We start from the raw sequence: 22,774 nt of genomic DNA, 5'->3' as shown, positions 1-22,774 counted from the left end.
CCGCCACCAGCGGAACGCCCCGTGAGACGACGTCGTTCAGCGCGGGCTGATCGGACGATTCCTCACGGGGCGTCGTCGCGCTGGCGACGACGACGGCCGCCGGAGGGGTCGAACGTTTCTCCGGAGAGCGGCGCGTAGGCGTACAGCCGGGACTTCGACCCGACACCGGGGCGCCACCGGGGATACAGGTCATCCGCCGCCTCGGCTTCCAGCGCCTCGAAGGCGGCGACGACGGCGGGCGTCCCCGGCCCATCAGCGACTAGGAGGACTTTACGGCGGCGCAGAATAGCGCGGCCCGGCCGCCGCGGAGCGTCCACCTCAACGCTGTAGCCCGACCCGAGATGCTCCGCGACGCGAAGCGACAGGCCAATCAGCAGGCGCTGCTCATCAGCCTCCGCGACTGGGTCATGTGCGCGCAGACCGTCCATCTCTGCGCTCGCACGGCCTTCCCAGCGCGCCTCCCAGTCCATCAACTCGACAATGAGCTCAGCTGGCAGTGCAGTGTCGACGTAGTCGACGGGGTGCGGCCACCACAGCAGGGTCCCAGCCCATCCAGGGAAGCACCGCAGACGTGGCCGCGCAGGCTCGCCCGCATCTGGCCGTCCGGTGACCTGACGACGCACGACGCGCTTGAACTGCAATCTGGTCACAGGCGCGGACTACGCCAGTTTTGCGAAGGCCTGCTCGAGGTCGGCGATCAGGTCCTCGGCGTCCTCGATGCCGACGGACAGGCGCAGCAGATTCTCCGGCACGGCGAGCTCGGTGCCCTTCACGGACGCGTGCGTCATCTCCGAGGGATAGTTCATGAGCGACTCGATGCCGCCGAGCGACTCGGCCAGGGTGAAGACACGCGTCGCCTCAGCCACGGTGCGCGCGGCCGCAGGGCCGCCGACGAACTGGACGGAGACCATGCCCCCGAACCGCTTCATCTGCCGCTTGGCGAGCTCGTGGCCCGGGTGCTCCTCGAGCCCCGGGTAGAGGACCTTCTCCACCTCGGGCCGGCCCAGCAGCCACGCCGCGACCTTCTCCGCGTTGTCGGAGTGGCGGTCCATGCGCACGCCGAGCGTCTTGAGGCCGCGGGTCGTCAGGAAGGCGTCCATCGGCCCGTTCACGCCGCCGACGGCGAACTGCATGAAGCCGATCTTCTCGGCCAGCTCATCGTCGGAGGTGACGACGGCGCCGCCCACGACGTCGGAATGCCCGCCGATGTACTTGGTGGTCGAGTGCACCACGACGTCCGCACCCATCGTCAGCGGCTGCTGGAGGTAGGGCGAGGCGAACGTGTTGTCCACGACGAGCAGCGCGCCCGCCGCGTGGCTGATCTCGGCGATCGCGGCGACGTCGGCGATCTTCATCATGGGGTTCGACGGCGTTTCGAGCCAGACGAGCTTCGCGCCGTGCGCGGCCACTGCGCCCCTGACGGCCTCCGCGTCCCCCATGTCGACGGCCGTGTGGGTGATGCCCCAGTCCCCGAAGACGCGGCTGATCAGCCGGTAGGTGCCGCCGTAGGCGTCGTTGCCGAGCACGATGTGATCGCCCGGGCGCAGGACCGCGCGGATGATCGCGTCCTCGGCGGCGAGCCCGGAGCCGAACGTCAGGCCGTGTCGGCCGGATTCGAGGGCGGCCAGCTGCTCCTGCAGCGAGTCGCGGGTCGGGTTGGTGCCGCGGCCGTACTCGTAGCCGTTGCGCAGCCCGCCGATGCCGTCTTGGGCGTACGTCGTCGAGAAGTGCACGGGCGGCACGACGGCGCCGGTGTGCGGCTCGAAGGCCTGGCCGGCGTGGATGGCGCGCGTGTTGAATCCGGAGGTGTTCTCGGTGCTCATCGAAGTCCTTTGCGTGCGTCGTGTTCGGGGATCAGGAGGTGCGGGTCGCGGCGTCGACGAGGTCGGCCCGCGTGAGCACGCCGACCACGTCCCCGTCCTGCGTGACGACGACGGCCGGTTCTGTTGTCAACGCCGCGCGGGCCGCGTCGATTCCCTGCCGGGCCCCGAGCATCGCCGGGAGCGGCTCGAGGTGCTCGCGCACGGGGGCCTCGAGCCCGGCGGCCCCCGAGAGCACGACCTCCGACAACCCGTGGTCGGTCACGAACCCGAGGACTTCGCCCAGCCGCACTGAGGATTCGGGACTCTCGGGCACGGCGGAGAGCACGGGCAGCGCCGGCAGCCCGGTCGACCGGAGGAAGGAGAGCGCCCCGCCCACGGTCGCGTCGGCCCCCACGTGCGCGAGCTCGCGCCGGCCGCCGGCCGCGGAGGCGAGCAGGTCGGCGACCCGGGGGCCGCCGTCGTGCGCCTCCTCCGGCAGGAAGCCATGCCGGGTCATCCACCCGTCGTTGAAGATCTTGGCGAGGTAGCCGCGGCCGCCGTCGGGCAGGATCACGACGACGACGTCGTCGGCCGTGAGGTGCTCGGCCGCGCGCAGGGCGGCGGCGACGGCCATGCCGGAGGAGCCGCCGACGAGCAGTCCCTCCTCGCGGGCGAGGCGGCGCGTCATCGCGAACGACTCTGCGTCGCTGACCGAGAGGACCTCGTCAGCGACGGCCGGGTCGTAGTTGGCCGGCCACATGTCCTCGCCGACGCCCTCGACGAAGAAGGGCCGGCCGGAGCCGCCGGAGTAGACGGAGCCGTCCGGGTCGACGCCGATGATCCGCACGGGCCCGGACGCGCGGTCGGCGGAGATCTCCTTGAGGTAGCGCCCGGTGCCGGTGATGGTGCCCCCGGTGCCGGCGCCGATGACGGCGTGCGTGACGCGGCCGTCGGTGTCGCGCCAGATCTCCGGCCCCGTCGAGGCGTAGTGGCTCGCGGGCGCGGCGGGGTTGGAGAACTGGTCCGGCTTGTAGGCGCCGGGGATTTCGCGGGCCAGTCGGTCGGAGACTCCGTAATATGACTCGGGAGATTCGGGGGGAACGGACGAGGCCGTGACCACCACTTCGGCGCCGTACGCGCGCAACACGTCGCGTTTCTCCTCGCCGACCTTGTCGGGCGTGACGAAGACCGTCCGGTACCCCTTCTGCTGCGCGACCATAGCCAGACCCACGCCGGTGTTGCCGGACGTCGGCTCCACGACGGTCCCGCCGGGCGCGAGATTCCCGGCCTTCTCGGCGTCCTCGATCATCCGCAGCGAGATGCGGTCCTTGATGGAACCGCCGGGGTTCAGGTACTCGAGTTTGACCAGAATCGTGGCCTCGATGCCTTCGGTGACCCGGTTGAGCTTGACCAGCGGGGTGTTGCCGATCAGGTCCAGGACGGTGTTCGCGTATTTCATGCCTTCGACTCTACCGGCGTAACGTGACGGTTCATTAAGGATTGTTAACCTGAGTTCATGCTGGCGGCCCCGCACTGGCGGGCAGGCCGAGCGGAATGCGTCGGGCGGGGGCATCATGGTGGGCATGACCGGATCCCTGCGCGCGCCCGCGGCCGAGGGCGAATGGCGTCCGCAGGGCCCGTATTCGCTGCCGCAGACGCTCGGCGTCGTCCAGCGCGGCACGCACGACCCCACGATCCGCGTCGCCGGGCCCGCGGCCTGGCTCTGCTTCCGGCACGACGGCGGCCCGGTCACCCTGCGCCTGGACCTCGCCAGCGCGCGCGGCTCCACCACGGAACCGGTGCCCGCGGTGCTGCGGTGGCGGGCCTGGGGCGAAGGCGCGCAGCACGCGGGGTTCGCGGACGCCGTCGTTCGGCTCGCGGGCGGCGACGACGATTGGGCGGAGTTCGACGCGGCGGACTTCGCTGCCTCCCTGCCGCCGCGCGTGCGGCGGGCCCGGAGGGATCACCCAGGCCTGCGGCTGCCGGCGACGGGGCGTGTCTTCGACGCGCTCATGCCGGCCGTCCTCGAACAGAAGGTCACCACGATCGAAGCCCTCTTCGCGTGGCGGTACATCGCCGGCCGTTTCGGGGACGAACCGCCGTCTCCGGCGGTGGCGCACGGCGGCGATTCGGTGCTGCCGGAGGGCATGCGCCTGCCGCCGACGCCGCACCAGCTGCGACGGATCCCCTCATGGGACTGGCACGCGGCGCGCGTCGACTCCGCCCGGAGCCGGACCCTACTGCGGGCCGCCGAATCGGCGCCGGGCCTGGCCCGGCTCGCGGAGCAGAAACTGGAGGCGCGGCCAGGCGTCGCGCTCCAGTCGCTGCCGGGCATCGGACCCTGGACTGCCGCAGAGGTACTCCAGCGCAGCCACGGCGACCCCGACTCGGTGTCAGTCGGCGACTACCACTTGGCCGGATTCGTGGGCGAGGCGCTAACGGGAAAGCGGACCGACGACGCCGGCATGCTCGACCTCCTGCGCCCGTGGCACGGCCACCGGCAGCGGGTCGTGCGCCTACTCGCCGCCTCGGGGTTCCGCAAGCAGGCGCGCGGGCCGCGGCTGGCCCCGCGCGACTACCGTCGGATCTAGGATCGCAGCCGGGGCTACTGGCCCTGCTGCTCCGGTTCGGCCTCCTGCGCTGCGACCTTCGCGTGCACTTCGTCTATGTCGAGCGCCTTGACGGCCTCGACGAGCTCGGTCAGCTGCGGGGCACCGACGGCGCCCGGCTGCGCGTACACGAGCACCTTCTGCCGGAAAGCCATGAGGGTCGGGATCGAACTGATACCGGCCGCGGCAGCCAGCGAGCGCTCGGCTTCGGTGTCGACCTTCGCAAACGTGATGTCGGGGTTCTCCTCGGAGACCTTCTCGTACACGGGCGCGAACTGCTTGCACGGGCCGCACCATTCGGCCCAGAAGTCGACGAGGACGATCTCGTTGTCCTCGAGCGTCTGCGGGAAGTCTGCTTCGGTGATATCTACGGTAGCCATGTCCCTACCGTAGCCGTGCCCGCCGCCGAGTGCTCGTCCCGCGAACGCGGTGTGGACAACCAATGCGGAGCGCGCCGTTTGTCCACAGATCGCCTCGCGCCGGTTCCTGCAGCGCCGTTGTGGGCCTAACGTCCTCGGAAACGAGCCGGCCAGCCCGGACCGACCAAGGAGGAACCTTGACGCAGTGTTCGCTGTTGATGATCATCGAAGACCACGACCTGCCCGCGGCCGTCGAGCATTGCGCCGACCTCGCCGACGACTACCGGCGCAGCTTCGCGCCGGGTCCGCTTGTCGCCCGTCAGGAGCTGTACGCGTTCGGTGCGGCCGGGCGCATCCAGGAGAAGATCCGGCCGCCGCGCCGACGAAACTCGAGCGACGCCGCCGACACGGAACTGGGGCCCGTGCACGCGATCTGGGTCTCCGGCCGCTGGCTGAGCCCCGGGTCGTGCCCGCCGGCCCCGGCGGAGGACAACGGTGCGACCGCCTGGCAGTGGACTCACTACGACGCCGTCACGGGAGCCTCGCCGGCAGCCTGGCTCGTGCTGTGGGACCTGGAGCTGGCCGAAGAACTCGCCGCCTGAAGCTGCGCCGCCGGCTCGCCTAGAGGCCCGTCTGGTCCACCCCGTACGTGGCCTGCTTCTGAGTGAAGCCTTCGAAGAGCAGCTGGTCGATCAGCCCCTGGCGGGAGAACGCCATGAAGTCGAGATAGTTCTCAGCGGACTCTGCAGCCTGTTCGTTCCAGTCGACCTCGACCCGGTCGACGGCCCACGTCGCATCGCCGGTCGAGTAGTCCTCGAACTTAAGTTGCTCGATCAGGCCCGTGCGCGAGAAGGCCGCGAAGTCGAGATAGTTCTGGGCGGACCGCAGCGCGTTCCGCTGGCTGACCGTCCCGGCCTCAGCTTCGGCCTCGGCCTCGGCTTCAGCCTTCGCCTTCTTTTCCGCCTTCGCCTTGGCCTCCGCTTCGGCTTCCGCCTCTGCTTCCTTCTTCGCCTGGGCTTCCGCTTCGGCTTCCGCCTGGGCTTCCGCTTCCGCCTCTGCGGCGGCTGCCTCCGCCCGCTCGTCGGACTCGGTGGCCTCCTTCTCCTCCTCGGCCGCAGCCTCGGCCGACGCGTTTTCGTCGAAGAGGGTCACGGACTCCTCCGCGTGGCTGCCGGGAGCGGAATCGACGGACGTCGGATCGGCACCACCGCAGCCCGCGAGACCCACGGCGACGAACACCATGGCAGCGCCCGCCAAGAACGGGACGCGCCTCCTGCGAGGCGTCAGTCCCCGGTGCGCCTGTTTCCCTTGAAGTTCCGGACGTTGCGCGGAGTCCTCAGCCATGAGAACCGCCTCCTCGAATCGCTTCACGATGTGGCTGACCAGATTCAAGGTGCGTTGCTGCGGACGTCCGCAATGCCCGGCAAGAACTGCAGCTCCCCAAAGCCGCTCACGTCCTGCGAGCCTACGCCGACGATCGCCGGAGCGGAAGGCTTCCCGGGCATGCGAAAAGGGCCCGAATCCCTCGCTGACGAGGTATTCGGACCCTTTTCGTTCGGTGGCAGATGAGGGATTCGAACCCCCGTAGGCATTGCCAGCTGATTTACAGTCAGCCCCCTTTGGCCGCTCGGGTAATCTGCCGAACGTTCCCTGCGGAACGAAAAAATACTCTACAGAACTTTCCCTCAAGAATCGAATCGAGCACTTCCCGGTAGGCTGGACGAAAGACATCCACCAACCCAGGAGGTACATCGATGGCTAGCGATTCTACGTTCGACGTCGTCAGCAAGGTCGACAAGCAGGAGGTCTCGAACGCGCTCGTCCAGGCGCAGAAGGAGATCGCACAGCGCTACGACTTCAAGGGCGTCGGCGCGGAGATCGACTACAGCGGAGAGTCGATCCTGATGAAGGCTTCCACCGAGGAGCGCGTCAAGACCGTGCTCGACGTCTTCCAGTCCAAGCTCGTCAAGCGCGGCATCTCGCTCAAGTCCCTCGACGCCGGCGAGCCGTTCGCATCCGGCAAGGAGTACCGGATGGAGGCCACCATCAAGGAGGGCATCGCCCAGGACGTGGCCAAGAAGATCAACAAGCTGATCCGCGACGAGGCGCCCAAGGGTGTGAAGTCGACCATCCAGGGCGACGAACTCCGGGTCTCCTCCAAGTCCCGCGACGACCTGCAGGCGACCATGTCGCTGCTCAAGGGCTTCGAGGACGCTGACCTCCAGTTCGTGAACCTGCGCTGAGTCCCGGACGCACTCCGGTACGACGACGGCCACCCCACCTGACGCAGGTGAGGTGGCCGTCGTCGTACCGGGGCCGGTCGGCCGCGGATCAGTAGCCGAGCGGGCGTCCGGCCATCCGCTCGAGCCGGGCGATGCGGTCGTCCATCGGCGGGTGCGTTGCGAAGAGCTTCTTGGCCCCACCCAGGAACGGGTTGGCGATCATCAGGTGCGACGTGTTCACGAGCCGCTGGTCCTCGGGCAGCGGTGCCCGCTGCACACCCATCTCCAGCTTGCGCAGGGCGGACGCGAGCGCGAGCGGATCTCCCGTCAACTGCGCGCCGTCCTCGTCGGCGTCGTACTCGCGGGTCCGGCTGACGGCCATCTGAATCAGCGAAGCGGCCAGCGGTGCCAGCAGGGCCATGGCGATCATGGCGATCGGGTTCGCGTTGCGGCGATCCCCGCCGCCGAAGAACAGCATGAACTGGGCGACCGACGTCACGACGCCGGCCACGGCCGCCGCTACGGACGAGGTGAGGATGTCGCGGTTGTAGACGTGCATGAGCTCGTGGCCGAGCACCCCGCGCAGCTCGCGCTCGTCCAGAAGCTGGAGGATGCCCTCCGTGCAGCAGACCGCCGCGTTCTCCGGGTTGCGCCCCGTCGCGAACGCGTTGGGCGCCATCGTCGGAGAGACGTACAGGCGCGGCATGGGCTTCTGGGCGGAGATCGAGAGTTCCCGGACGATCCGGTACATCTGCGGCTGCTGGGCCTCCGTCACCGGGTAGGCCTGCATCGCGCGGATGGCGAGCTTGTCCGAGTTCCAGTACCCGTAGGCCGTGGTCCCGACCCCGATCAGCGCGAAGAGCCAGATGAACATCGACTGACCCGTGCCAGAAGCGATGAGCGAGCCGATGAGCAGGAGCAGGCCGAACATGGCCCCCAGCAGGAGCGCCGTCTTCAGTCCGTTGTTGTGTTTATGCACAGTCTCAGTTTACCGGCGCTTGGCGCCCCGGATGCCGGATTCGCCACCGGCGCAGAGCATGCACACCCTCTGCACAGCCGGCGCTCAGCCGCCCCGCCGCCGGACGGGCTCAGAACCGGATCGCGTCGACGATCCGCACCCGCGCGGCGACGAGGGCGGGCAGCACACCCGTCAGGGCGCCGACGGCGACGGAGATGCCGAGGCCGAGCAGGGCAGCCTCGAGCGGGAAGCCGGGCATCTCGTCGATCCCGCCGAGCGGCAGGGCCTCCGCCACCCAGGGGCTCGAGATGATCGCGATCGAGAGCATGACCCCGACGAGCCCGGCCAGCGCGGTGGCGACGACGCTCTCCATCATGACCGAGAAGAAGACTCGGCCCGTCGTGGCGCCGAAACTGCGCCGGATGCCGACTTCCCGGACCCGCTGCTTCATCGTCACCATCGCCACGTTGAGCAGGCTGAGCGAGCCCAGCAGCAGAATGATGGCGGCGATCGCGCTCACGGCGAGCGCCATCTGGTTCAGCGATTCCTCCTGGCCCCACGCCATGTAGTCCTGGCGGAACGCGTCGACCTGCAGCCCCGGGACCTCCGCCTGCATTGCGCGCGCGAACGACATGGCCAGCTCCTCCGAGCCCTCGATCGGGACCCACAACCGGAACTCGGCGCCCTCCAGCGGGGCCTCGACGCCGAACCACCGCTGGTACGTGTCCGGCAGCATCCAGAGGCTGCCGGCCTCCCCGTACCCGTGGCGCGGGACGGAACCGACGACGGTCGCCGTGACGGTCGACGCGGACTCGAGGTCGATGGTTAGCGGCAGCTGCGCGCCCTCGAGGCCGAGCTCCTTCAGCAGCGTCTCGTCGACGACGACGGCCGGCGACATGTTGCGTGAGTCCTCGGCCTCGAGCCACCTCCCCTGCTGCGTGACGAGCCGGTGCATTGGCGCGTACTCCGGGTCGACCACGCTGAGTTCCGGGGTGACGGAGACGTCTTCGCGCCCCGCACGGATCCCCCATGCGCTTCCGACCATGGACGAGTACGTGACGTCGAAGCGCTCTGCAGTCGTCTCGAACGCCGAACGCGTACCCTCCGACACCCCGCCGGGGCCGATGGCGGACGGGTCGTAGGCGTTGACCACGATCAGGGCCGGCCGCCCCTCGCTCTCGAAGTTCTCCTTGACGACCTGCTGGGCGATGCCCGCCCCGGCCAGGGCCGTCGTCAGCGACGCGACGGCGACCGTGACCCCGATGAGGGAGAGCAGCACGCGCAGCCGGTGGATGCGCAGCTCCTGCCATGCCTCGACGATGGCGGCGATGAAGCCGGTGAAAAGTCTTCCGATTCTGTTCACAGCGCGGCCTCCACTTCGAGCGGGTGCAGCCGGCCGCCGTCGAGCTGGAACTGGGCGCGCGCCAGCGCGGCGACGTTGCTGTCGTGCGTGATGGTGATGAGGGCGGAACCGTCCTCGCCGGTCGCGGCGTCGAGCAGCTCCATCACGGCCCGCCCGGTCGCGACGTCGAGCGCGCCAGTCGGTTCGTCAGCGAGCACGACGCGCGGCCGCCGCACGAGCGCACGAGCGATGGCGACGCGCTGCTGCTCGCCCCCAGAGAGAGTTTGCGGCATTGAGTCGAGCCGGTCGCCGAGGCCGACCCGCTCAAGCGACTCGGTCGCGAGCCGCCGCCGCTGCCAGAAGTCGCGTCCGGTCGAATACATGAGCGGCGCCATGACGTTCTCCAGTGCAGTGCGTCCCGGCAGCAGGTTGAACTGCTGGAAGACGAATCCGAGGTCGCGGCCGCGGATGCGTGCGGCACGCCGGGCACTCAGTCGCGAGGCGTCCGTACCGGACCACGTGAGCGTGCCAGAAGTGGGCGTGTCGAGCAGTCCAAGGATGTTCAGCAGGGTAGATTTTCCCGTCCCGGAGCGGCCGACGATGGCGATGTGATCGCCCTCGCTGACCGTGAGGTCGATGCCCGAGAGGATCTGCAGTTCGCTGTCGTCGGGCAGCTGGACGCTGCGCGTCACTGCCTCGAGCTTCAGGAGCTCAGCGCCGCTCATTCGTAGTAGCCCATCTCCTCGAACCCGGGCTCAAGCTCCGGGTCCGAGCCAGGCACGAAGCGCAGGACCTGGTCGCCGGGCTTGAGACCCGAGGTGACCTGGACCATCTTGCCGTCGGTGACGCCAAGGTCGACGTCGCGCTCCGTCTCGTTCCCGCTGTCATCCACGCTCCAGACGGTGCCGGCGCCGACGAGGCCGCGCACGGCGGTCACAGGCACGACGACGGCGTCGTCGACCGTGCCGGCGTCGATCTCCATGGACATGCTGAGGCCGTCGAAGACAGTGACGTGTCCCGGCACGCGGCAGCTCACAGAACTGCCGTTCTCGCCGCCGGGCTCCTCGCCCATCATCTCCTCTTCGGCCGTCGGCTCCGGGGGCTTCTCGGAGGCGGCGTCGCTGAAGACGAGGCGGTCGCAGCCGAACGGTTCGGGTCCCCCCTCGATGGTCACGACCGCCGACAGCGAGGCGTCGAGCAGCCGGTAGCGGTCGAGTGGGTTGATCGTGCCCGTCGCAGTGAAGGTCTCCGGCTGAATCGTGGCGAGCTCGTCGTCCTTGGCCACCTCGTCTCCGAGGTGGATCGCGAAATCGGCGAGCTTGCCGTCGGCCGGCGCGTAGACGTCGGTGTAGGTCACCCGCGGCTCCGGGGCCGCGGGCACCAGCACGACGTCGTCCTCATCGCCGAGCGGCGCCTCGTCCGCCGGTTCCGGGAGCACCTCGCTGCGCACCTGCAGGATCCGCTCGCCCTTTACGACGCGGTCGCCCACAGCCACGAAGGCGTAGTTGACCTCACCATCGGCGGGCGCGAGCGCCTTCTCCGCGGAATCAAGCGTAATCGTCCCGTCGATGGCGAGGCTGTTCTCCACCGTTCCCGTCTCCACCGAGACCGCCTCCACCGGGATCTGCCCCGTGGGGTACAACGCATCGTCGGCGGCTCCGACCGCGCCGTCGAAGAAGGCGAGCTTCACAAGGCTCACGGCGATCAGGAGGCCGATCGCCAACCACAGGACCGCGACGACTGTGCGGCGCACGGCACGACTGCTACTCATTCAGGTACTCGTTTCGCAAGGATCAATTCCGGTGTTTGAACTCGCGATTCTGGCGGGAAAGGCCTAATCACCGCCCAGAAGTCGCCAGACGATCCTACGTGTACGGGTACACCGTGATACATCATCCCGAGGGATGATGTATCAAATCCCGCGGGCGGTTTAGGCCCGGCGGGAAGACAGCCGGTGCTCGGCCCAAATCCCGACGCCCACAAGGGCGGCGCCCGCAACGGCGAGCGCGATGGCCGGCCAGAGGCTACCGGGTTCGACGGCGACGATGTTGCGGGCCTCGTCCTGCCACGGCCACAGGGCGCGCAGACCTCCGGCCATGAGGCCCGTGACGACGACCATCGTCACGTGGTGGCGCGTGCGCAGAAGGCGCCGCAGGCCCAGGACGATCACCACGCCACCGGTGGCGGCGCCGACGAGGAACAGGCCGAGGTAGCCGAAGTCGCGGTTATTCACGGCCTCCAGCGTCGGCTCGTACATCCCCAGTGCTAGGAGCAGGAACGATCCGGAGAGACCAGGCAGGGCCAGCGCACAGACGGCGATCGCCGCGCACCCCATGATCGTCAGCGGGGTGATCTCCAGCGGCGCCGACGGCAGGCTCACCGCAATCGCGGTCACGACGCCGGCGACACCGAAGTACAGCCAGTCGCGCACACGCCAGTCCCCGGCCATACGGATGGGGATGAGCAGCGAGACGAGCACCATGCCGAAGAACGCGGCCCGCATGAGCGTCGGGTGGTTCTCGACGAGGGACTCCATCACATGCGACATGGTCAGAATCGCCGCCCCCATGCCGATCACGAGCGGAAGGATCAGGAGCCAGTCGACCTCGCGCAGCCGGTTCAGGCCGCGGCGGCGCACCTCGGCGCCGCGGAACAGCCCCGTGGCGAGGAGGAAGAACCCGGCGATCGCCGCCGAGGCCGACGCGATGAGGCGCTCGTAGATCATGACGACGAGCGCGACCGTGCCGCCGCTGACGCCCGGCATGACCTCAACGGCGCCGATCAGGCCGCCGCGCAGGACGTTGGCGACGACCTGAGGCACCGCGGCGCGGCGCTCGAGCGAAGGAGTCTGCTTGGGAGTGGTCACGGCACCCTCGCTTTCAACCGGTCGCTGACTCATGCGTCGGCGTTCGCTACGGCCGGGCTTTGCTGGGAGACGCGGACCATCTCTTCGCGGGGGACAACCTTGATGCGCTCGCGGGTGATCTCGCCGGCGTCGGTCGCCAGCGTGCCCGCGGCCTCGCCGAGGGCGCGCTCGTGCGCGTCGAGGGCCAGCCAGCCCTCCCACGTCGTGTACTCGATGCCGCGGCCCTGAAGGAAGTCGAGGATCGCCTGCTCGTCGGGTTCGGAGGCAGCCGGCAGTTCGGTGCGGTCCTCGAGGAGGTTGCCGACCGTCTCTAGGGCGTCGCCCTTAGTGTGGCCGATGAGGCCGATGGGGCCGCGCTTGATCCAGCCCGTCGTGTAGATCCCGGGCACCGGGGCGCCGTCCGCGTCCAGGACGCGGCCGCCGTCGTTCACGATGACGCCGCGCTTGGCGTCGAACTCCAGCTCGGGCAGTTCGGAGCCGAAGTAGCCAATGGCCCGGTAGACGGCCTGCAGCGGGTACTCGACGATCTCGCCGGTGCCGCGGACGTTGGCGGTGCCGTCGAGCTCGTTGCGCTCGAAGCGCATGCCGGTCACGCGGCCGTCCTCGCCGACAATCTCGACCGGAGTGTGCAGGAAGTGAAGGTGCAGACGGCGGCTGGCCGGGGCGTGCTCCGGATTCTCCTCGCGGTCCTCCTGCTCGACAAGCCAGTTCGTGAGCGTGGAGACCATCGTCTTGACCTGGTTGTTGGTCTTGATCGCCTCGTCGGAGGCGGCGTCGAAGTCGAAGTCCTCCGGGTAGAGCACGATGTCGACATCGCGGCTGTGGGAGAGCTCGCGCAGCTCGAGCGGGGTGAACTTCACCTGGGCGGGGCCGCGGCGCCCGAACACGTGCACGTCGGTGACGGGCGAGGATTTCAGGCCCGAGTAGACGTTGTCCGGGATTTCCGTGGACAGCAGGTCGTCGGCGTGCTTGGAGAGAACGCGGGCGACATCGAGGGCGACGTTGCCGTTGCCGATGACGGCGACCTGCTCGGCGTCTAGCGGCCACTCACGCGGCACGTCGGGGTGCCCGTCGTACCAGGAGACGAAGTCGGCGGCCCCGTAGGACCCTTCGAGCTCGACGCCGGGCACGTTCATTGCGGCGTCCTTGATGGCGCCGGTGGAGAAGATGACCGCGTCGTACATCGCGCGGATGTCGGAGAGCAGCAGGTCGCGGCCGTAGGTCACGTTGCCGATGAAGCGGATGTCACCGCGGTCGAGCACTTTGTGCAGCGCTTTGACGATGCCCTTGATGCGCGGGTGGTCCGGGGCCACGCCGTAGCGGATCAGCCCGTAGGGCGCCGGGTAGGCGTCGAAGAGGTCGATCGAGACCTCGAAGTCGCGCTCGGCCTTGGTCAGGATGTCCGCAGCGTAGACGCCGGCGGGGCCGGCGCCGATGATGGCGACGCGCAGCGGGCGGTTGGCCGGAGCGGCGTCGACGGCCGCGGTCTCGACCTCAGCAGGGTTGGACACGTGGTTTCCTTCCGGAGGGTTCGCGGGCACGCGGGAGTATTAGCGCACGGCACACTAGTCTAATTGCCAGTACGACGCCGTCTACACCTATGTGCCCGCGCTCACCTTACCGGCAGGTTGCGGGGCCGAACGGGATTCAGATGCTGTCGATGATGTTGCCGACCTTGCGGCCGGCGCCGACCGCCGTGACCTGGTTCTGCTCGAGGAGCTTCCGGATGCGCTGGACGAGCGCCAGCGTGTCCTGGCCGGCGGACATCCACGCCTTCTCCTTCGCGTCGTAGCCCTCGCGGTTGTTGGCGTCATCCCAGTTGTCCTGGACGAACTTCGCCTGCTGCTCGCGGTCGCCGATGATGGATTCGATCCGGCCCGCGATGCGCAGGACGGTCCCCTCCATCTGCGCCGCGCTGGCGGTATCGAACTGAATGACGTCGCTGTTGCCCTTGCCCATGTCCTGTGTCCTTTGCCTGGTGTCTGTCGTTCGCTGGTTCGCCGTGCGGCGGGCCTAGCGGCCGCCGAGGTTGAAGCCGGTGTTGCCGGAGGTAGCCGAGGCGACGGAGGCTGCGTCGCGGCCCTCGCCCTCCATCTCGGCGTCCATGTCCAGGTAGGCCTTCGCGGTTTCGGCCTGGCCGGAGGAGATCGACGCGAGGGCTGCGATGAGCTCGCCCTGAACGCGGGATCCTTCGTTGATGACCTGTACGAATTCGGCGGCTGCGGCGCCCTTGAACGTGGTCTGCAGCTCCTCCACACCGTCGAGCATCTCCTCGACCAGCTTGATGAGCGTGAGGCCGGAGTCCTCCGACTGCTTCGACGCGTCGGCCACCGAGCCGACGCTCATGCGTCCCTTGAAGTCACCCATGGGGTCTCCTCTGTGTTCGATATGTTGCGCGGCGAAACCTCGTGGTCCGCTCGCTGTCACCCGCCTGCCGGGCGTATCTCCATCCAACGGCGCAAGGAGGCCCGGGTCAAGGCCGGCGGATGGGGAGAACTACCCATCATGGCGGAAATTCACGCCGTCTTCACCCCCGACCTGACATGATGGACCGCAACGAGCACACCCGCCCAGCACGCCCGAGGCACCGAGAGAGGACCGCATGTCATCGGAGTTCGACGCGCAACTCATCGAGTCCGTCACCGTCCGCCGCGCTCGGCTGACGGATGCGCTCCTCTACGGGAGCAACCCGACGGAGCGGCGCTGGAAGTCGCCGCTGAAGCTCTTCCTCGTGAGCATCGTGATCGCCGCCCTCGTCGCGGCCGTCTGCGTCGGCGTCTCCTTCATCACGAACATCTTCGCGCAGCAGGCCGCGGAGAAGGAGAAACTCCGGGCCGCCGTCGAACTCGTCATCGACGCCCCGTGGGCGCTGGAAGCCTGAGGCAGGACATGAGCCAAACGATCGCAACAAGCACCTACACCCGCGTCACTCTGGCCGGCGAGCACCGGCGCCTGGACCTGCTGCTGCCCTCGACGGCCGAAGTCGGGACGCTGATGCCGCAGATCCTGCGGCTGCTCGGCGACGCCCCGGGCGAGCGCGTGGCCTCCAAAGTCCTGCTCACGGACACGGGTGAGCCGCTGCCGGCCAACTCTTCACTCGCCGCCGCCGGCATCGTCGACGGGTCGACGCTGAGCCTGTTCAGCAACGACGAGGCACCGCCGCCCGCAGTCGTCTACGACGTCACGGACGCGGTGGTCAACGAGGCCGAGTCCGTCGGCGGAGCGTGGCGGGATCGCGACGTCGTGATCGGCTCCGGCGTCGCCGCCGGACTCGCCACCGTCTTCGGCGCCTGGCTGCTGACGAGCGAGTATGCCGGAGCGGGCATGTGGTGGATCCTGCTCGCGTGCGGCTCCGGCATGTTGGCCACGGGCGCGGCACTGGTGGCGGCCTCGCGTCCGATCGCGGCCACGCTCCAGGTCACCGGGGCGGCCCTGGCCGTCGTCGGCCTGTGGCACTGGGAGTGGCTTCCGGCCTACGGGTTCGCGCTCCTCGCCGCCGCCGTCGTGGTGGTGCTCATCGCGGCGCTGGCCGGCGTTTCCTACCGGCCGGGAGCCGTCCTGACGACGGCAGGGGTCGCGGGAGCGCTCGCCGCCGTTTGGGCGGGCGCGTTCCCACTGGCCGGCTGGGCGACCGCCGAGTCGGCCCCGTCCGGGCCCGCCGTCGCGGCCATCGGCGCGCTCGGCTCCGTCGTGGTGCTCGGGCTGCTGCCGTCGATCGCGCTGTCCGCGTCGGGCCTCGCCGGGCTCGACGACGCCCGCGCCGAGGGCGCCACGATCATGCGGTACGACGCCGTCGCCGCCATTCACGGCGCCCACGGCGCCCTGCGCTACTCGACGGTGGCGGCCGCAGTCTCGTCCGGTCTGGGCCTCTGGTTCCTGGCCGAGTCCGGGCGACCGGAATGGACGATGCCGCTGCTGCTGTGCCTGACGGTCGCGACGGTGCTGCGCGCGCGGGCCTTCCCGCTGGCCATTGAACGCTACAGCCTCTACGCGGCCGGGGCCGCCGGCGTCGTCTCCGGGTGCCTGCACCTCATCGACGTCGCGGGCCCGCTCGCGTGGATCGTCCCGATCGCCGTGCTCGCCGCCGCCGTCGGCGCCGGGCTGGGCCTGACCGTCCGGCTGCCCGAGCACACCCAAGCCCGGCTGCGGCAGCTCGGCGGGCGGATCGAGTCCCTCGCCGTCGTCGCCACGATCCCCTTGATCGTCGGCTACTGCGGCGTCTTCGCCCTGCTGTTGAAGTCCTTCTAGAGACGAGGAAGCGACCGATGACGTCGACGAACGACCCCCGCACCGGCCCCGAGGCGCAGCAGCTGCGCGTCGTCGACCCGTGGGCCCCGGCGCCCTCGCGCGCTTCCCGGCGCGCCGAACGCGACCCGGCACCGCGGCGGCCCGCCCCGCCCGCCGGCGGCCGCGTGGACCCCGCCGTCGGACAGGCGCTGGGCTTCGACCTGCTGCGCCTCTCGCACGTCTCCGGCGCCTCGGGCGGTCTCGGGCGCACCCTGCGCCGGATCTTCGGCTCCGACACCTCCGCCGCGGACCTCGCGGCCTCCGCGGCCGAGGCCCAGGCACCCGTCACGACGGGGCGACGCATCGCGGTCTTCTCGACGCGCGGCGGGGCCGGCACGACGACCGCCGCCGCCCTGCTGGCCCGCCTCTACTCCGCGGTCCGCCAGGACACGGTCGCGGCACTCGACCTCGCGCTCGGCCACGGCACGCTCGGCCTGCGCCTCGGCGTGGACGCCCAGGCGACCGCGGCGACGTTCGCCCAGCTCGTTCCCGAGACCACCGGGGGGCGCCTGCCGAGTGCGCACGACATGCGCGCGATGCTCGCCCCGGTGCGCGAAAACCTGCTCGCCACCGCAAGCGCGGGTGCCGCCGACGGCCCGCCCCCGGCCGGGTCCCTCGTACGCGAGACATGTGCGAGCGTCTCCCGCTACTTCCCCATCACCCTGCTCGACTGCCCCGCCGGCGTGAACCAGCCGACGACGGCCGCGGCACTCGCCGACGCCCACGCCGCGCTGTGGGTGGTTCCGGCGACGATGAGCGGCATTGAGGATGCCGTCGCCCAGCTCTCCGGCCCCTACCTGCGCCGGCTCGTCGCCGCCGGCCGCGTCGTCGTGCTGGTCACGCAGCTGGACCGGCGTTCCCCGCTGCCGGCGACGCAGCAGGCCGAGCGGCTTCGCGCGCTCGGCTACGAGGCGCACGCCCTCGACTACGACGCCCACTTGGCAGCCGGCGCCCGCCTGGGTCTCTCCCGGCTCGGCACCGAGCGCCGGATGGGCGTCGCCCACCTGGGCGGTCGGCTGCTCACGGTCGCCAACGAAGCGCAGTCCCGCCTCGGCGGCCAAGGTGCGGGCGAGCGCCGATGAGCCAGCGCATCGTCCACCGCCCGGCACGCACGACCCCTCCCCTGCGCGAGTTCCGCCCGTTCTCGATCGATGCACCCCCGCCCGTCGAGGGCGAGACGCAGGGCATGAACCTGATGGCGATCGTCCCGATGCTCGGCGGCGCCGTCTCCATGACCGTGATGATGATGTTCCGCAACTCGCCGTTCGCGGCAGTCGGGGCGATGATGATGGTGCTCACCGTCGTCGTCGGCATCGCGATGATGTTCTCCCAGCGGGGCAAGGCGCTCAAGCAGCGGCGCCAGGCCCGCGACCTCTACCTGCGCTACCTCGAGCGCACGCGCGTGAAGCTGCGCGCCGACGAGCACGAGGCGCTCGCGACGGCGCGCACGGCCAGCCCGGACCCGGCCGCCCTGTTCGACGTCGTCCGCGACCCGCTGCGGCTGTGGGAGCGCCGGCGCTCGAGTGAGGACTTCCTCGACGTCCGCCTCGGCACCGGTGAACGCCCGTGCCGGCGGCTCGCAGTCGCCGAGGCCACCGCCCCGGGCCAGCTCGAGGACTCGTTCATGGCCGCCGAGGCCGAGATCCTGCGCCGGCGCTACGCGAAGAGTCCGTCCATGCCGGTCGCCGTTCCCCTGAACGCCGTCGGCAACGTCTCCGTCGTCGGATCCCGGGATTTCGCTCTCGCCGTGTCCCGCAACCTGCTCGTCTCCGCCGCCGCCCTGCACTCGCCCGAGGACCTCGAGCTGGGCCTGTCGGTTCCGCGCGACGCCGAGAACGACTGGTCCTGGGCGCAGTGGCTGCCGCACCTCGCCGACCAGCGCCAGGCAACCGAGACCGGCCCCGTGCGGCGGATCGGCCGCAGCCTCGACGACCTGGCCGACGTCATGGCCTCGGACCTGCAGCACCGGACGAAAATCGCGGCCGAGGCCCGCAAGTCCGAATCGGGGGCGCTGTCGGTGCTCTCGCGGCTCGTGCTCGTCTCCGACTCGCACGGCAAGCAGGCGGAGGACTTCCCCCTCGTCGACCGCTACCTCACCCCGCAGGGACTCGGCATGACGGTCGTGCACCTCGTCGCCACGCGCGGGGACGAACCGTCCGAGATCGGCATCCGCATCACCGAGACCGAGGACGGGTTCCGGCTCGAGGACTACCGGCAGGACCCTGCAGCACCCGTGACGACCTCGGGCGGGCTCGACGACCTGCCCGTCGCCACCGCCTCCGCCCTGGCCCGCGAGCTGGCCCCGCTGCGCCTCTCCGCCGATTCGCTCGAGCACGGCGGCGGGGGCGAGGGCGCCCAGTCGTTCATCGAAATGCTGGGCCTGACCCCGGCGCTCGACCGCGCCGACGTCGAACGCACGTGGCGCCCGCGCTCCGACGCCGACTTCCTGCGCGTCCCCCTCGGCCCCGACGACCGCGGCCGTCCGGCGACGCTGGACCTCAAGGAGGCCGCCCAGTTCGGCATGGGCCCGCACGGGCTGTGCGTCGGCGCGACCGGCTCCGGCAAGTCCGAGATGCTGCGCTCGATGGTCTTCGGCCTGCTCGCCACCCACTCCCCCGACGTGCTGGCCATGGTCCTCGTCGACTTCAAGGGCGGCGCCACGTTCGCCCCCTTCGAGGGCGCACCCCAGGTCACGGGCATCATCACGAACCTCTCCGACGACCTCTCGCTCGTCGAGCGCGTCTACGCGAGCCTCAACGGCGAGATCCTCCGCCGCCAGGAGGTCCTCAAGGCCGCCGGCAACATCGCCAACATCACCGACTACCAGGTCCACCGCGCCGAGCGCCTGGCCCGCGGCGAGCACATGGACCCGCTGCCGCACCTGGTGATCATCATCGACGAGTTCGGCGAGCTGCTCACCGCACGCCCCGACTTCATCGACCTGTTCCTCTCCATCGGCCGCATCGGCCGCTCGATCGGCGTGCACCTGCTGCTGTCCTCGCAGCGCGTCGAGGGCGGCAAGCTCAAGGGCCTGGAGACCTACCTGTCCTACCGCATCGGCCTGCGCACGCTCTCCGAAGCCGAGTCGAAGACCGTGCTCGACACCGGCGACGCCTTCCACCTCCCGCCCGTGCCCGGCTACGGTTACCTCAAGGTCGACACGACCGTGTACACCCGCTTCAAGTCCGGGTACGTCTCGGGGGCCGTCGAGGCCGAGCGCACCACGGACGACGCGCCGGCCGCCGGCGCGAGCGCCGACGTCGTGCCCCTGCGCTTTTTCGCGACGGACTCCGCGGATGCGGCCACCGGGGACGACGACGGCGCCCCGAAGAAGTCGGCGCCCGCGCGGACCACCGGCCCGACCGTGATGTCCACGCTCATGGACACGCTGCGCACGTTCCCCCGCTCCGTGCAGGAGATCTGGCTGCCGCCGCTGCCGTCCGCGATTACGCTGGACGCGAGCGTGGGCCAGGTGCGGCCGAGCGAGCACGGGCTGCGGCTCGAGGCCGGCGGCAGGCTGCGCGTGCCCGTCGGCCTGCTCGACGACCCGGCCAAGCAGTGGCAGGGCCTCTGGGAGGTCGACTTCGCCTCCGGCGGCGGCAACCTGATGATCGTCGGCGGGCCGCAGTCGGGGCGCAGCACGCTGCTGCGCACGATCGTCGCCTCGCTCGCGCTGACCCACCGCCCGAGCGAGGTCGGCGTGTACGGCATCGACCTGCTCGGCTCCTCGCTCCTGCCGCTGAGCGGGCTGCCGCACGTCGGCGGAATCGCGATCCGGACCAACCGCGAGGTCGTCCGCCGCACGATCGAGGAGCTGCTGGGCATGCTCGTGCACCGCGAGCAGCTCTTCGAGCACCGCCAGATCGACTCGCTCGCGACGATGCGCCGCATGCACGCCGCCGGGGATCTGCCCGAACTGCCCAGTGCCGACGTCTTCCTGCTGATCGACGGCTACGCCCAGATCAACGACGACTTCGACGAGATCGCCGACGCCGTCACGACGCTCATCATGCGCGGCGGCGGCTACGGCATCCACCTCGTCACCACGCTCAACCGCAGCGGCGAGATCCGCATGGCGCAGCAGGGCTTCTTCGGCAACAAGATCGAGCTCGCGCTCGCCGACCCGGGCGACTCGATGATCGACCGCAAGGTCGCCACCGGCGTGAACGCCGATGTCCCCGGCCGCGGCCTCTCCGACGCGAAGCTCATCGGGCACGTCGCTCTGCCCCGCATCGACGGCGAGGCGGACCCGGAGACCCTCTCCGAGGGGTTGCGCTCGCTCGTCGCGGAAGTCGCGGCCTCCACGAGCGAGACGGCGATGAAGGTGCGTGTCCTGCCCGCCGAGGTCTCCGCGCGGGAGGCGCCGGCCCTCGCCGCCCCGGGCCACCTGGCCATCGGCCTCCGCGAGGTCGACCTGGGCGCGCACGTGCTCGACATGACCACGAAGGACCGGCACCTGCTCATCATGGGCGACGAGGGCTGCGGCAAGTCCAACGTGCTGCGCCAGGTGATCCGCACGTTCGTCGACCAGCACACGCCCGAGGAGCTGCTCTTCGCCGTGTACGACCCGCGCAAGGACCTGGACGACGTCGTGCCCGACGACTACCTCGGCGGGTACGCCGGCAGCGCGGCGGTCGGCGAGCAGCTGAGCGCGGCCCTCGTCAAGGAACTCGAGCTGCGGCTCAACGGCGGCACCGAGGACGAGAAGCCCGGCAGCGCGCGGCTCGTCGTGCTCGCCGACGACTACGACGTACTGACCGCGGGTAACAACTCGCCGCTGAGCCGCCTCGCGAACTACCTGCCGATGGCCGCCGAACTCAACCTGAACGTCGTCCTCACGCGCAAGGTCCGCGGGGCGAGCCGGGGAATGTACGAGTCCTTCTTCTCGACCCTGCGCGATTCCGGGACCGCGGCCCTGATCATGTCCGGCGACCGCTCCGAGGGCGCGCTCGTGAACAACGTGCGGGCCCGCGCGCTGCCGCCGGGCCGCGGCCAGCTGGTGCAGACGGGCAAGCCGCTGCAGACCGTGCAGACGTTCCGCGACCCGGACACCCCCGAGGCCGAATCCGGCGTATGATTCCGCGGGTGAAATCCTCGGGAAACGCCATGTTGAAACCCGCCGGAGTCCCGCGCAGCGAGCAGAGCGCCGGCGTCGCCTTCGGGATCGCCGCCTACGGCCTGTGGGGCGTGCTGCCCCTGTATCTCGCACTCGTCGCGGCGGCCGGCCCGGTGGAGATCCTGGCGCACCGGATCGTCTGGTCCCTGCTCGTCTGTGCCGCCCTGGTCACGCTGATGCGCCAGTGGCGGCCGCTGCTCCTCCTGCTGCGCACCCCGCGGGCCATGGCATGGCTCACCGCGGCGTCGCTGCTGATCGCGGCCAACTGGCTGACGTTCGCGTACGCGGTCCTCAACGGCCGGGCGCTCGAATCGGCGCTGGGCTACTACATCAACCCGCTGCTCTCGATCGCCCTCGGCGTGCTCGTCCTCGGGGAGCGCCTCTCCCGCCTGCAGTGGGTCGCCATCGCCATCGCGACGGCCGCCGTCCTCGTCATGTCCATCGGGTACGGGGCCGTGCCGTGGATCTCGCTGGTCCTGGCCACGACGTTCGCGCTCTACGGATACGCCAAGAACCGCGTCGGCAAGCGGACGACGGCGGTCACGTCGCTGACCGTCGAGACGACGATCCTGTTCGGGCCGGCCCTGGCCTGCCTCTTGGTCCTCGCCGACCGCGGGTCCGCGACGGCCCTAGCTCTCGGCCCAGGCCACTTCTGGCTGCTGGCCGGGCTGGGCATCATCACCGCGACCCCGCTGCTGTTCTTCGGCGCCGCCGCGTCGCGGCTGCCGTTGTCGGTCGTGGGCAGCCTGCAGTACATCGCGCCGACGGCGCAGTTCGTGATCGCCCTCCTGGTCTTCGGCGAGCCCATGCCGCTCGAGCGCTGGATCGGCTTCGCGCTGGTATGGGTCGCGATCGTGATCCTCTCCGTCGACCTCTTCCGCCGGCGCCCGCGCACCGCGAGCGCCCGCAACGACAAGCGGCGCTCCGGCACGGCGGCTTGACCGCCACTCGTCGCGGCGCGCGCACACCCCGACGAGTGACGGGGACACGCAGAACGACGACGGCCCCGCCGACCCGCGAGGAGAGATCCTCGTGCGGGCCGGCGGGGCCGTCGTCGTTCTCGCCGCGCGGCGAGTTAGAGCTCGGGTGCGGCTCCGGTGGGGAGGTCTTCCTCCGCCTCGGGGTGCCGGCTGAGGTTCGCCAATGCCAGGGCCAGTCCGCCCCAGACGGTGAGCAGGGCGATGATCATCATGATGATCGCTGTCGCGGTCAT

The 22,774-nt window shown here is 70.2% G+C and carries 22 protein-coding genes and 1 tRNA gene; 8 read left to right on the top strand and 15 right to left on the bottom strand.

From position 1 onward, the window contains the following. Positions 1 to 62 precede the first annotated feature (62 nt). From EV380_RS01220 to EV380_RS01210, 3 genes are read right to left on the bottom strand one after another with little or no spacing between them, the layout of a single operon-like run. A complete protein-coding gene (locus EV380_RS01220) occupies positions 63 to 650 on the bottom strand; it encodes a hypothetical protein (protein ID WP_130448794.1) in 588 nt (195 codons plus the stop codon). Positions 651 to 659: 9 nt separating this feature from the next. After that, positions 660 to 1,823, bottom strand: coding sequence for a cystathionine gamma-synthase (locus EV380_RS01215; protein WP_130448792.1), 1,164 nt, complete (start codon positions 1,821 to 1,823; stop codon positions 660 to 662). Positions 1,824 to 1,854: 31 nt separating this feature from the next. Then, positions 1,855 to 3,261, bottom strand: coding sequence for a cystathionine beta-synthase (locus tag EV380_RS01210; protein WP_130448790.1), 1,407 nt, complete (start codon positions 3,259 to 3,261; stop codon positions 1,855 to 1,857). A gap of 124 nt (positions 3,262 to 3,385) precedes the next feature. On the opposite strand from EV380_RS01210, the gene EV380_RS01205 reads away from it, so the two are divergent. After that, a complete protein-coding gene (locus EV380_RS01205; protein ID WP_242607460.1) occupies positions 3,386 to 4,393 on the top strand; it encodes a DNA-3-methyladenine glycosylase family protein in 1,008 nt (335 codons plus the stop codon). Positions 4,394 to 4,407: 14 nt separating this feature from the next. On the opposite strand, the gene trxA is transcribed toward EV380_RS01205, so the two are convergent. Next, on the bottom strand, positions 4,408 to 4,791 hold the full coding sequence (trxA, locus tag EV380_RS01200) for a thioredoxin (RefSeq protein WP_130448786.1): 384 nt from the start codon (positions 4,789 to 4,791) through the stop codon (positions 4,408 to 4,410). 176 nt (positions 4,792 to 4,967) lie between these two features. Here trxA and EV380_RS01195 point away from each other — a divergent pair, with 176 nt between their 5' ends. Continuing rightward, positions 4,968 to 5,372, top strand: coding sequence for a hypothetical protein (locus EV380_RS01195; protein ID WP_130448784.1), 405 nt, complete (start codon positions 4,968 to 4,970; stop codon positions 5,370 to 5,372). A gap of 19 nt (positions 5,373 to 5,391) precedes the next feature. Here EV380_RS01195 and EV380_RS01190 read toward each other — a convergent pair whose 3' ends face one another. After that, the gene (locus EV380_RS01190) at positions 5,392 to 6,114 is read right to left on the bottom strand and encodes an Ltp family lipoprotein (protein WP_242607459.1); all 723 of its coding nucleotides are present in this window, start codon (positions 6,112 to 6,114) and stop codon (positions 5,392 to 5,394) included. A 215-nt stretch (positions 6,115 to 6,329) separates the two neighbouring features. Beyond that, positions 6,330 to 6,411, bottom strand: a tRNA-Tyr gene (locus tag EV380_RS01185). 113 nt (positions 6,412 to 6,524) lie between these two features. Between EV380_RS01185 and EV380_RS01180 the strand changes: the two genes are divergently transcribed. Beyond that, positions 6,525 to 7,013: a YajQ family cyclic di-GMP-binding protein gene (locus EV380_RS01180; RefSeq protein ID WP_102159039.1), complete on the top strand. Its 489-nt coding sequence runs from the start codon at positions 6,525 to 6,527 to the stop codon at positions 7,011 to 7,013. Positions 7,014 to 7,101: 88 nt separating this feature from the next. Here the strand turns inward: EV380_RS01180 and htpX are convergent, their stop codons facing one another. The 8 genes from htpX to EV380_RS01140 all read right to left on the bottom strand — a co-directional run bounded on the left by htpX (position 7,102) and on the right by EV380_RS01140 (position 14,525). After that, the gene (htpX, locus tag EV380_RS01175) at positions 7,102 to 7,971 is read right to left on the bottom strand and encodes a zinc metalloprotease HtpX (protein WP_130448782.1); all 870 of its coding nucleotides are present in this window, start codon (positions 7,969 to 7,971) and stop codon (positions 7,102 to 7,104) included. A 109-nt stretch (positions 7,972 to 8,080) separates the two neighbouring features. After that, on the bottom strand, positions 8,081 to 9,313 hold the full coding sequence (locus tag EV380_RS01170; RefSeq protein WP_130448780.1) for an ABC transporter permease: 1,233 nt from the start codon (positions 9,311 to 9,313) through the stop codon (positions 8,081 to 8,083). Further along, complete coding sequence (locus tag EV380_RS01165; RefSeq protein ID WP_130448778.1) at positions 9,310 to 10,017, bottom strand: ABC transporter ATP-binding protein; 708 nt, start codon at positions 10,015 to 10,017, stop codon at positions 9,310 to 9,312. Before EV380_RS01165 ends, EV380_RS01170 begins: the two co-directional genes overlap by 4 nt. Then, the gene (locus EV380_RS01160; protein WP_130448776.1) at positions 10,014 to 11,063 is read right to left on the bottom strand and encodes a permuted SH3 domain-containing protein; all 1,050 of its coding nucleotides are present in this window, start codon (positions 11,061 to 11,063) and stop codon (positions 10,014 to 10,016) included. The genes EV380_RS01165 and EV380_RS01160 overlap by 4 nt, the downstream gene beginning before the upstream one ends. Before the next feature lie 159 nt (positions 11,064 to 11,222). Continuing rightward, complete coding sequence (locus EV380_RS01155) at positions 11,223 to 12,158, bottom strand: DUF368 domain-containing protein (protein WP_242607458.1); 936 nt, start codon at positions 12,156 to 12,158, stop codon at positions 11,223 to 11,225. A 29-nt stretch (positions 12,159 to 12,187) separates the two neighbouring features. Beyond that, positions 12,188 to 13,669, bottom strand: coding sequence for an FAD-dependent oxidoreductase (locus EV380_RS01150; protein WP_130448771.1), 1,482 nt, complete (start codon positions 13,667 to 13,669; stop codon positions 12,188 to 12,190). 136 nt (positions 13,670 to 13,805) lie between these two features. Further along, a complete protein-coding gene (locus EV380_RS01145; RefSeq protein WP_130448769.1) occupies positions 13,806 to 14,117 on the bottom strand; it encodes a hypothetical protein in 312 nt (103 codons plus the stop codon). A gap of 54 nt (positions 14,118 to 14,171) precedes the next feature. Continuing rightward, entirely contained in the window at positions 14,172 to 14,525 is a 354-nt protein-coding gene (locus EV380_RS01140; protein WP_130448767.1) for a WXG100 family type VII secretion target, read from the bottom strand. A gap of 235 nt (positions 14,526 to 14,760) precedes the next feature. Between EV380_RS01140 and EV380_RS01135 the strand changes: the two genes are divergently transcribed. Genes EV380_RS01135 through rarD form a run of 5 tightly spaced genes read left to right on the top strand, consistent with a single transcriptional unit; the run spans position 14,761 to position 22,502 of the window. Continuing rightward, positions 14,761 to 15,039, top strand: a complete 279-nt coding sequence (locus EV380_RS01135) for a hypothetical protein (protein WP_130448765.1) — start codon at positions 14,761 to 14,763, stop codon at positions 15,037 to 15,039. Positions 15,040 to 15,047: 8 nt separating this feature from the next. Further along, entirely contained in the window at positions 15,048 to 16,406 is a 1,359-nt protein-coding gene (eccD, locus tag EV380_RS01130) for a type VII secretion integral membrane protein EccD (protein WP_130448763.1), read from the top strand. Between the two features lie 17 nt (positions 16,407 to 16,423). Then, positions 16,424 to 17,527 (top strand): hypothetical protein, encoded by a 1,104-nt coding sequence (locus tag EV380_RS01125; RefSeq protein ID WP_130448761.1) that lies wholly within the window; start codon positions 16,424 to 16,426, stop codon positions 17,525 to 17,527. Further along, positions 17,524 to 21,522 carry a type VII secretion protein EccCa gene (gene eccCa / locus EV380_RS01120; RefSeq protein WP_130448759.1) on the top strand — a complete coding sequence of 1,333 codons (3,999 nt, stop codon included), beginning with the start codon at positions 17,524 to 17,526 and terminating at the stop codon, positions 21,520 to 21,522. Before EV380_RS01125 ends, eccCa begins: the two co-directional genes overlap by 4 nt. 29 nt (positions 21,523 to 21,551) lie before the next feature. After that, positions 21,552 to 22,502: an EamA family transporter RarD gene (gene rarD, locus EV380_RS01115; RefSeq protein WP_242607457.1), complete on the top strand. Its 951-nt coding sequence runs from the start codon at positions 21,552 to 21,554 to the stop codon at positions 22,500 to 22,502. 134 nt (positions 22,503 to 22,636) lie between these two features. Here the strand turns inward: rarD and EV380_RS01110 are convergent, their stop codons facing one another. Further along, entirely contained in the window at positions 22,637 to 22,774 is a 138-nt protein-coding gene (locus EV380_RS01110; protein ID WP_102160616.1) for a methionine/alanine import family NSS transporter small subunit, read from the bottom strand.

It is taken from the genome of Zhihengliuella halotolerans (genome assembly GCF_004217565.1).
GTDB lineage: Bacteria > Actinomycetota > Actinomycetes > Actinomycetales > Micrococcaceae > Zhihengliuella > Zhihengliuella halotolerans.
Note: the sequence above shows the minus strand (reverse complement) of the source record. Positions and strands in the feature narration are given on the sequence as shown.

Excerpts from the sequence above, each read along its gene's own strand:
- trxA (WP_130448786.1), bottom strand. The coding sequence starts at position 4,791 with ATGGCTACCGTAGATATCACCGAAGCAGACTTCCCGCAGACGCTCGAG.
- EV380_RS01215 (WP_130448792.1), bottom strand. The coding sequence starts at position 1,823 with ATGAGCACCGAGAACACCTCCGGATTCAACACGCGCGCCATCCACGCC.
- EV380_RS01145 (WP_130448769.1), bottom strand. The coding sequence starts at position 14,117 with ATGGGCAAGGGCAACAGCGACGTCATTCAGTTCGATACCGCCAGCGCG.
- EV380_RS01110 (WP_102160616.1), bottom strand. The coding sequence starts at position 22,774 with ATGACCGCGACAGCGATCATCATGATGATCATCGCCCTGCTCACCGTC.
- EV380_RS01165 (WP_130448778.1), bottom strand. The coding sequence starts at position 10,017 with ATGAGCGGCGCTGAGCTCCTGAAGCTCGAGGCAGTGACGCGCAGCGTC.
- EV380_RS01205 (WP_242607460.1), top strand. The coding sequence starts at position 3,386 with ATGACCGGATCCCTGCGCGCGCCCGCGGCCGAGGGCGAATGGCGTCCG.
- eccCa (WP_130448759.1), top strand. The coding sequence starts at position 17,524 with ATGAGCCAGCGCATCGTCCACCGCCCGGCACGCACGACCCCTCCCCTG.
- EV380_RS01180 (WP_102159039.1), top strand. The coding sequence starts at position 6,525 with ATGGCTAGCGATTCTACGTTCGACGTCGTCAGCAAGGTCGACAAGCAG.
- rarD (WP_242607457.1), top strand. The coding sequence starts at position 21,552 with ATGTTGAAACCCGCCGGAGTCCCGCGCAGCGAGCAGAGCGCCGGCGTC.
- EV380_RS01140 (WP_130448767.1), bottom strand. The coding sequence starts at position 14,525 with ATGGGTGACTTCAAGGGACGCATGAGCGTCGGCTCGGTGGCCGACGCG.
- EV380_RS01190 (WP_242607459.1), bottom strand. The coding sequence starts at position 6,114 with ATGGCTGAGGACTCCGCGCAACGTCCGGAACTTCAAGGGAAACAGGCG.
- EV380_RS01125 (WP_130448761.1), top strand. The coding sequence starts at position 16,424 with ATGACGTCGACGAACGACCCCCGCACCGGCCCCGAGGCGCAGCAGCTG.
- EV380_RS01135 (WP_130448765.1), top strand. The coding sequence starts at position 14,761 with ATGTCATCGGAGTTCGACGCGCAACTCATCGAGTCCGTCACCGTCCGC.
- eccD (WP_130448763.1), top strand. The coding sequence starts at position 15,048 with ATGAGCCAAACGATCGCAACAAGCACCTACACCCGCGTCACTCTGGCC.
- EV380_RS01210 (WP_130448790.1), bottom strand. The coding sequence starts at position 3,261 with ATGAAATACGCGAACACCGTCCTGGACCTGATCGGCAACACCCCGCTG.
- EV380_RS01160 (WP_130448776.1), bottom strand. The coding sequence starts at position 11,063 with ATGAGTAGCAGTCGTGCCGTGCGCCGCACAGTCGTCGCGGTCCTGTGG.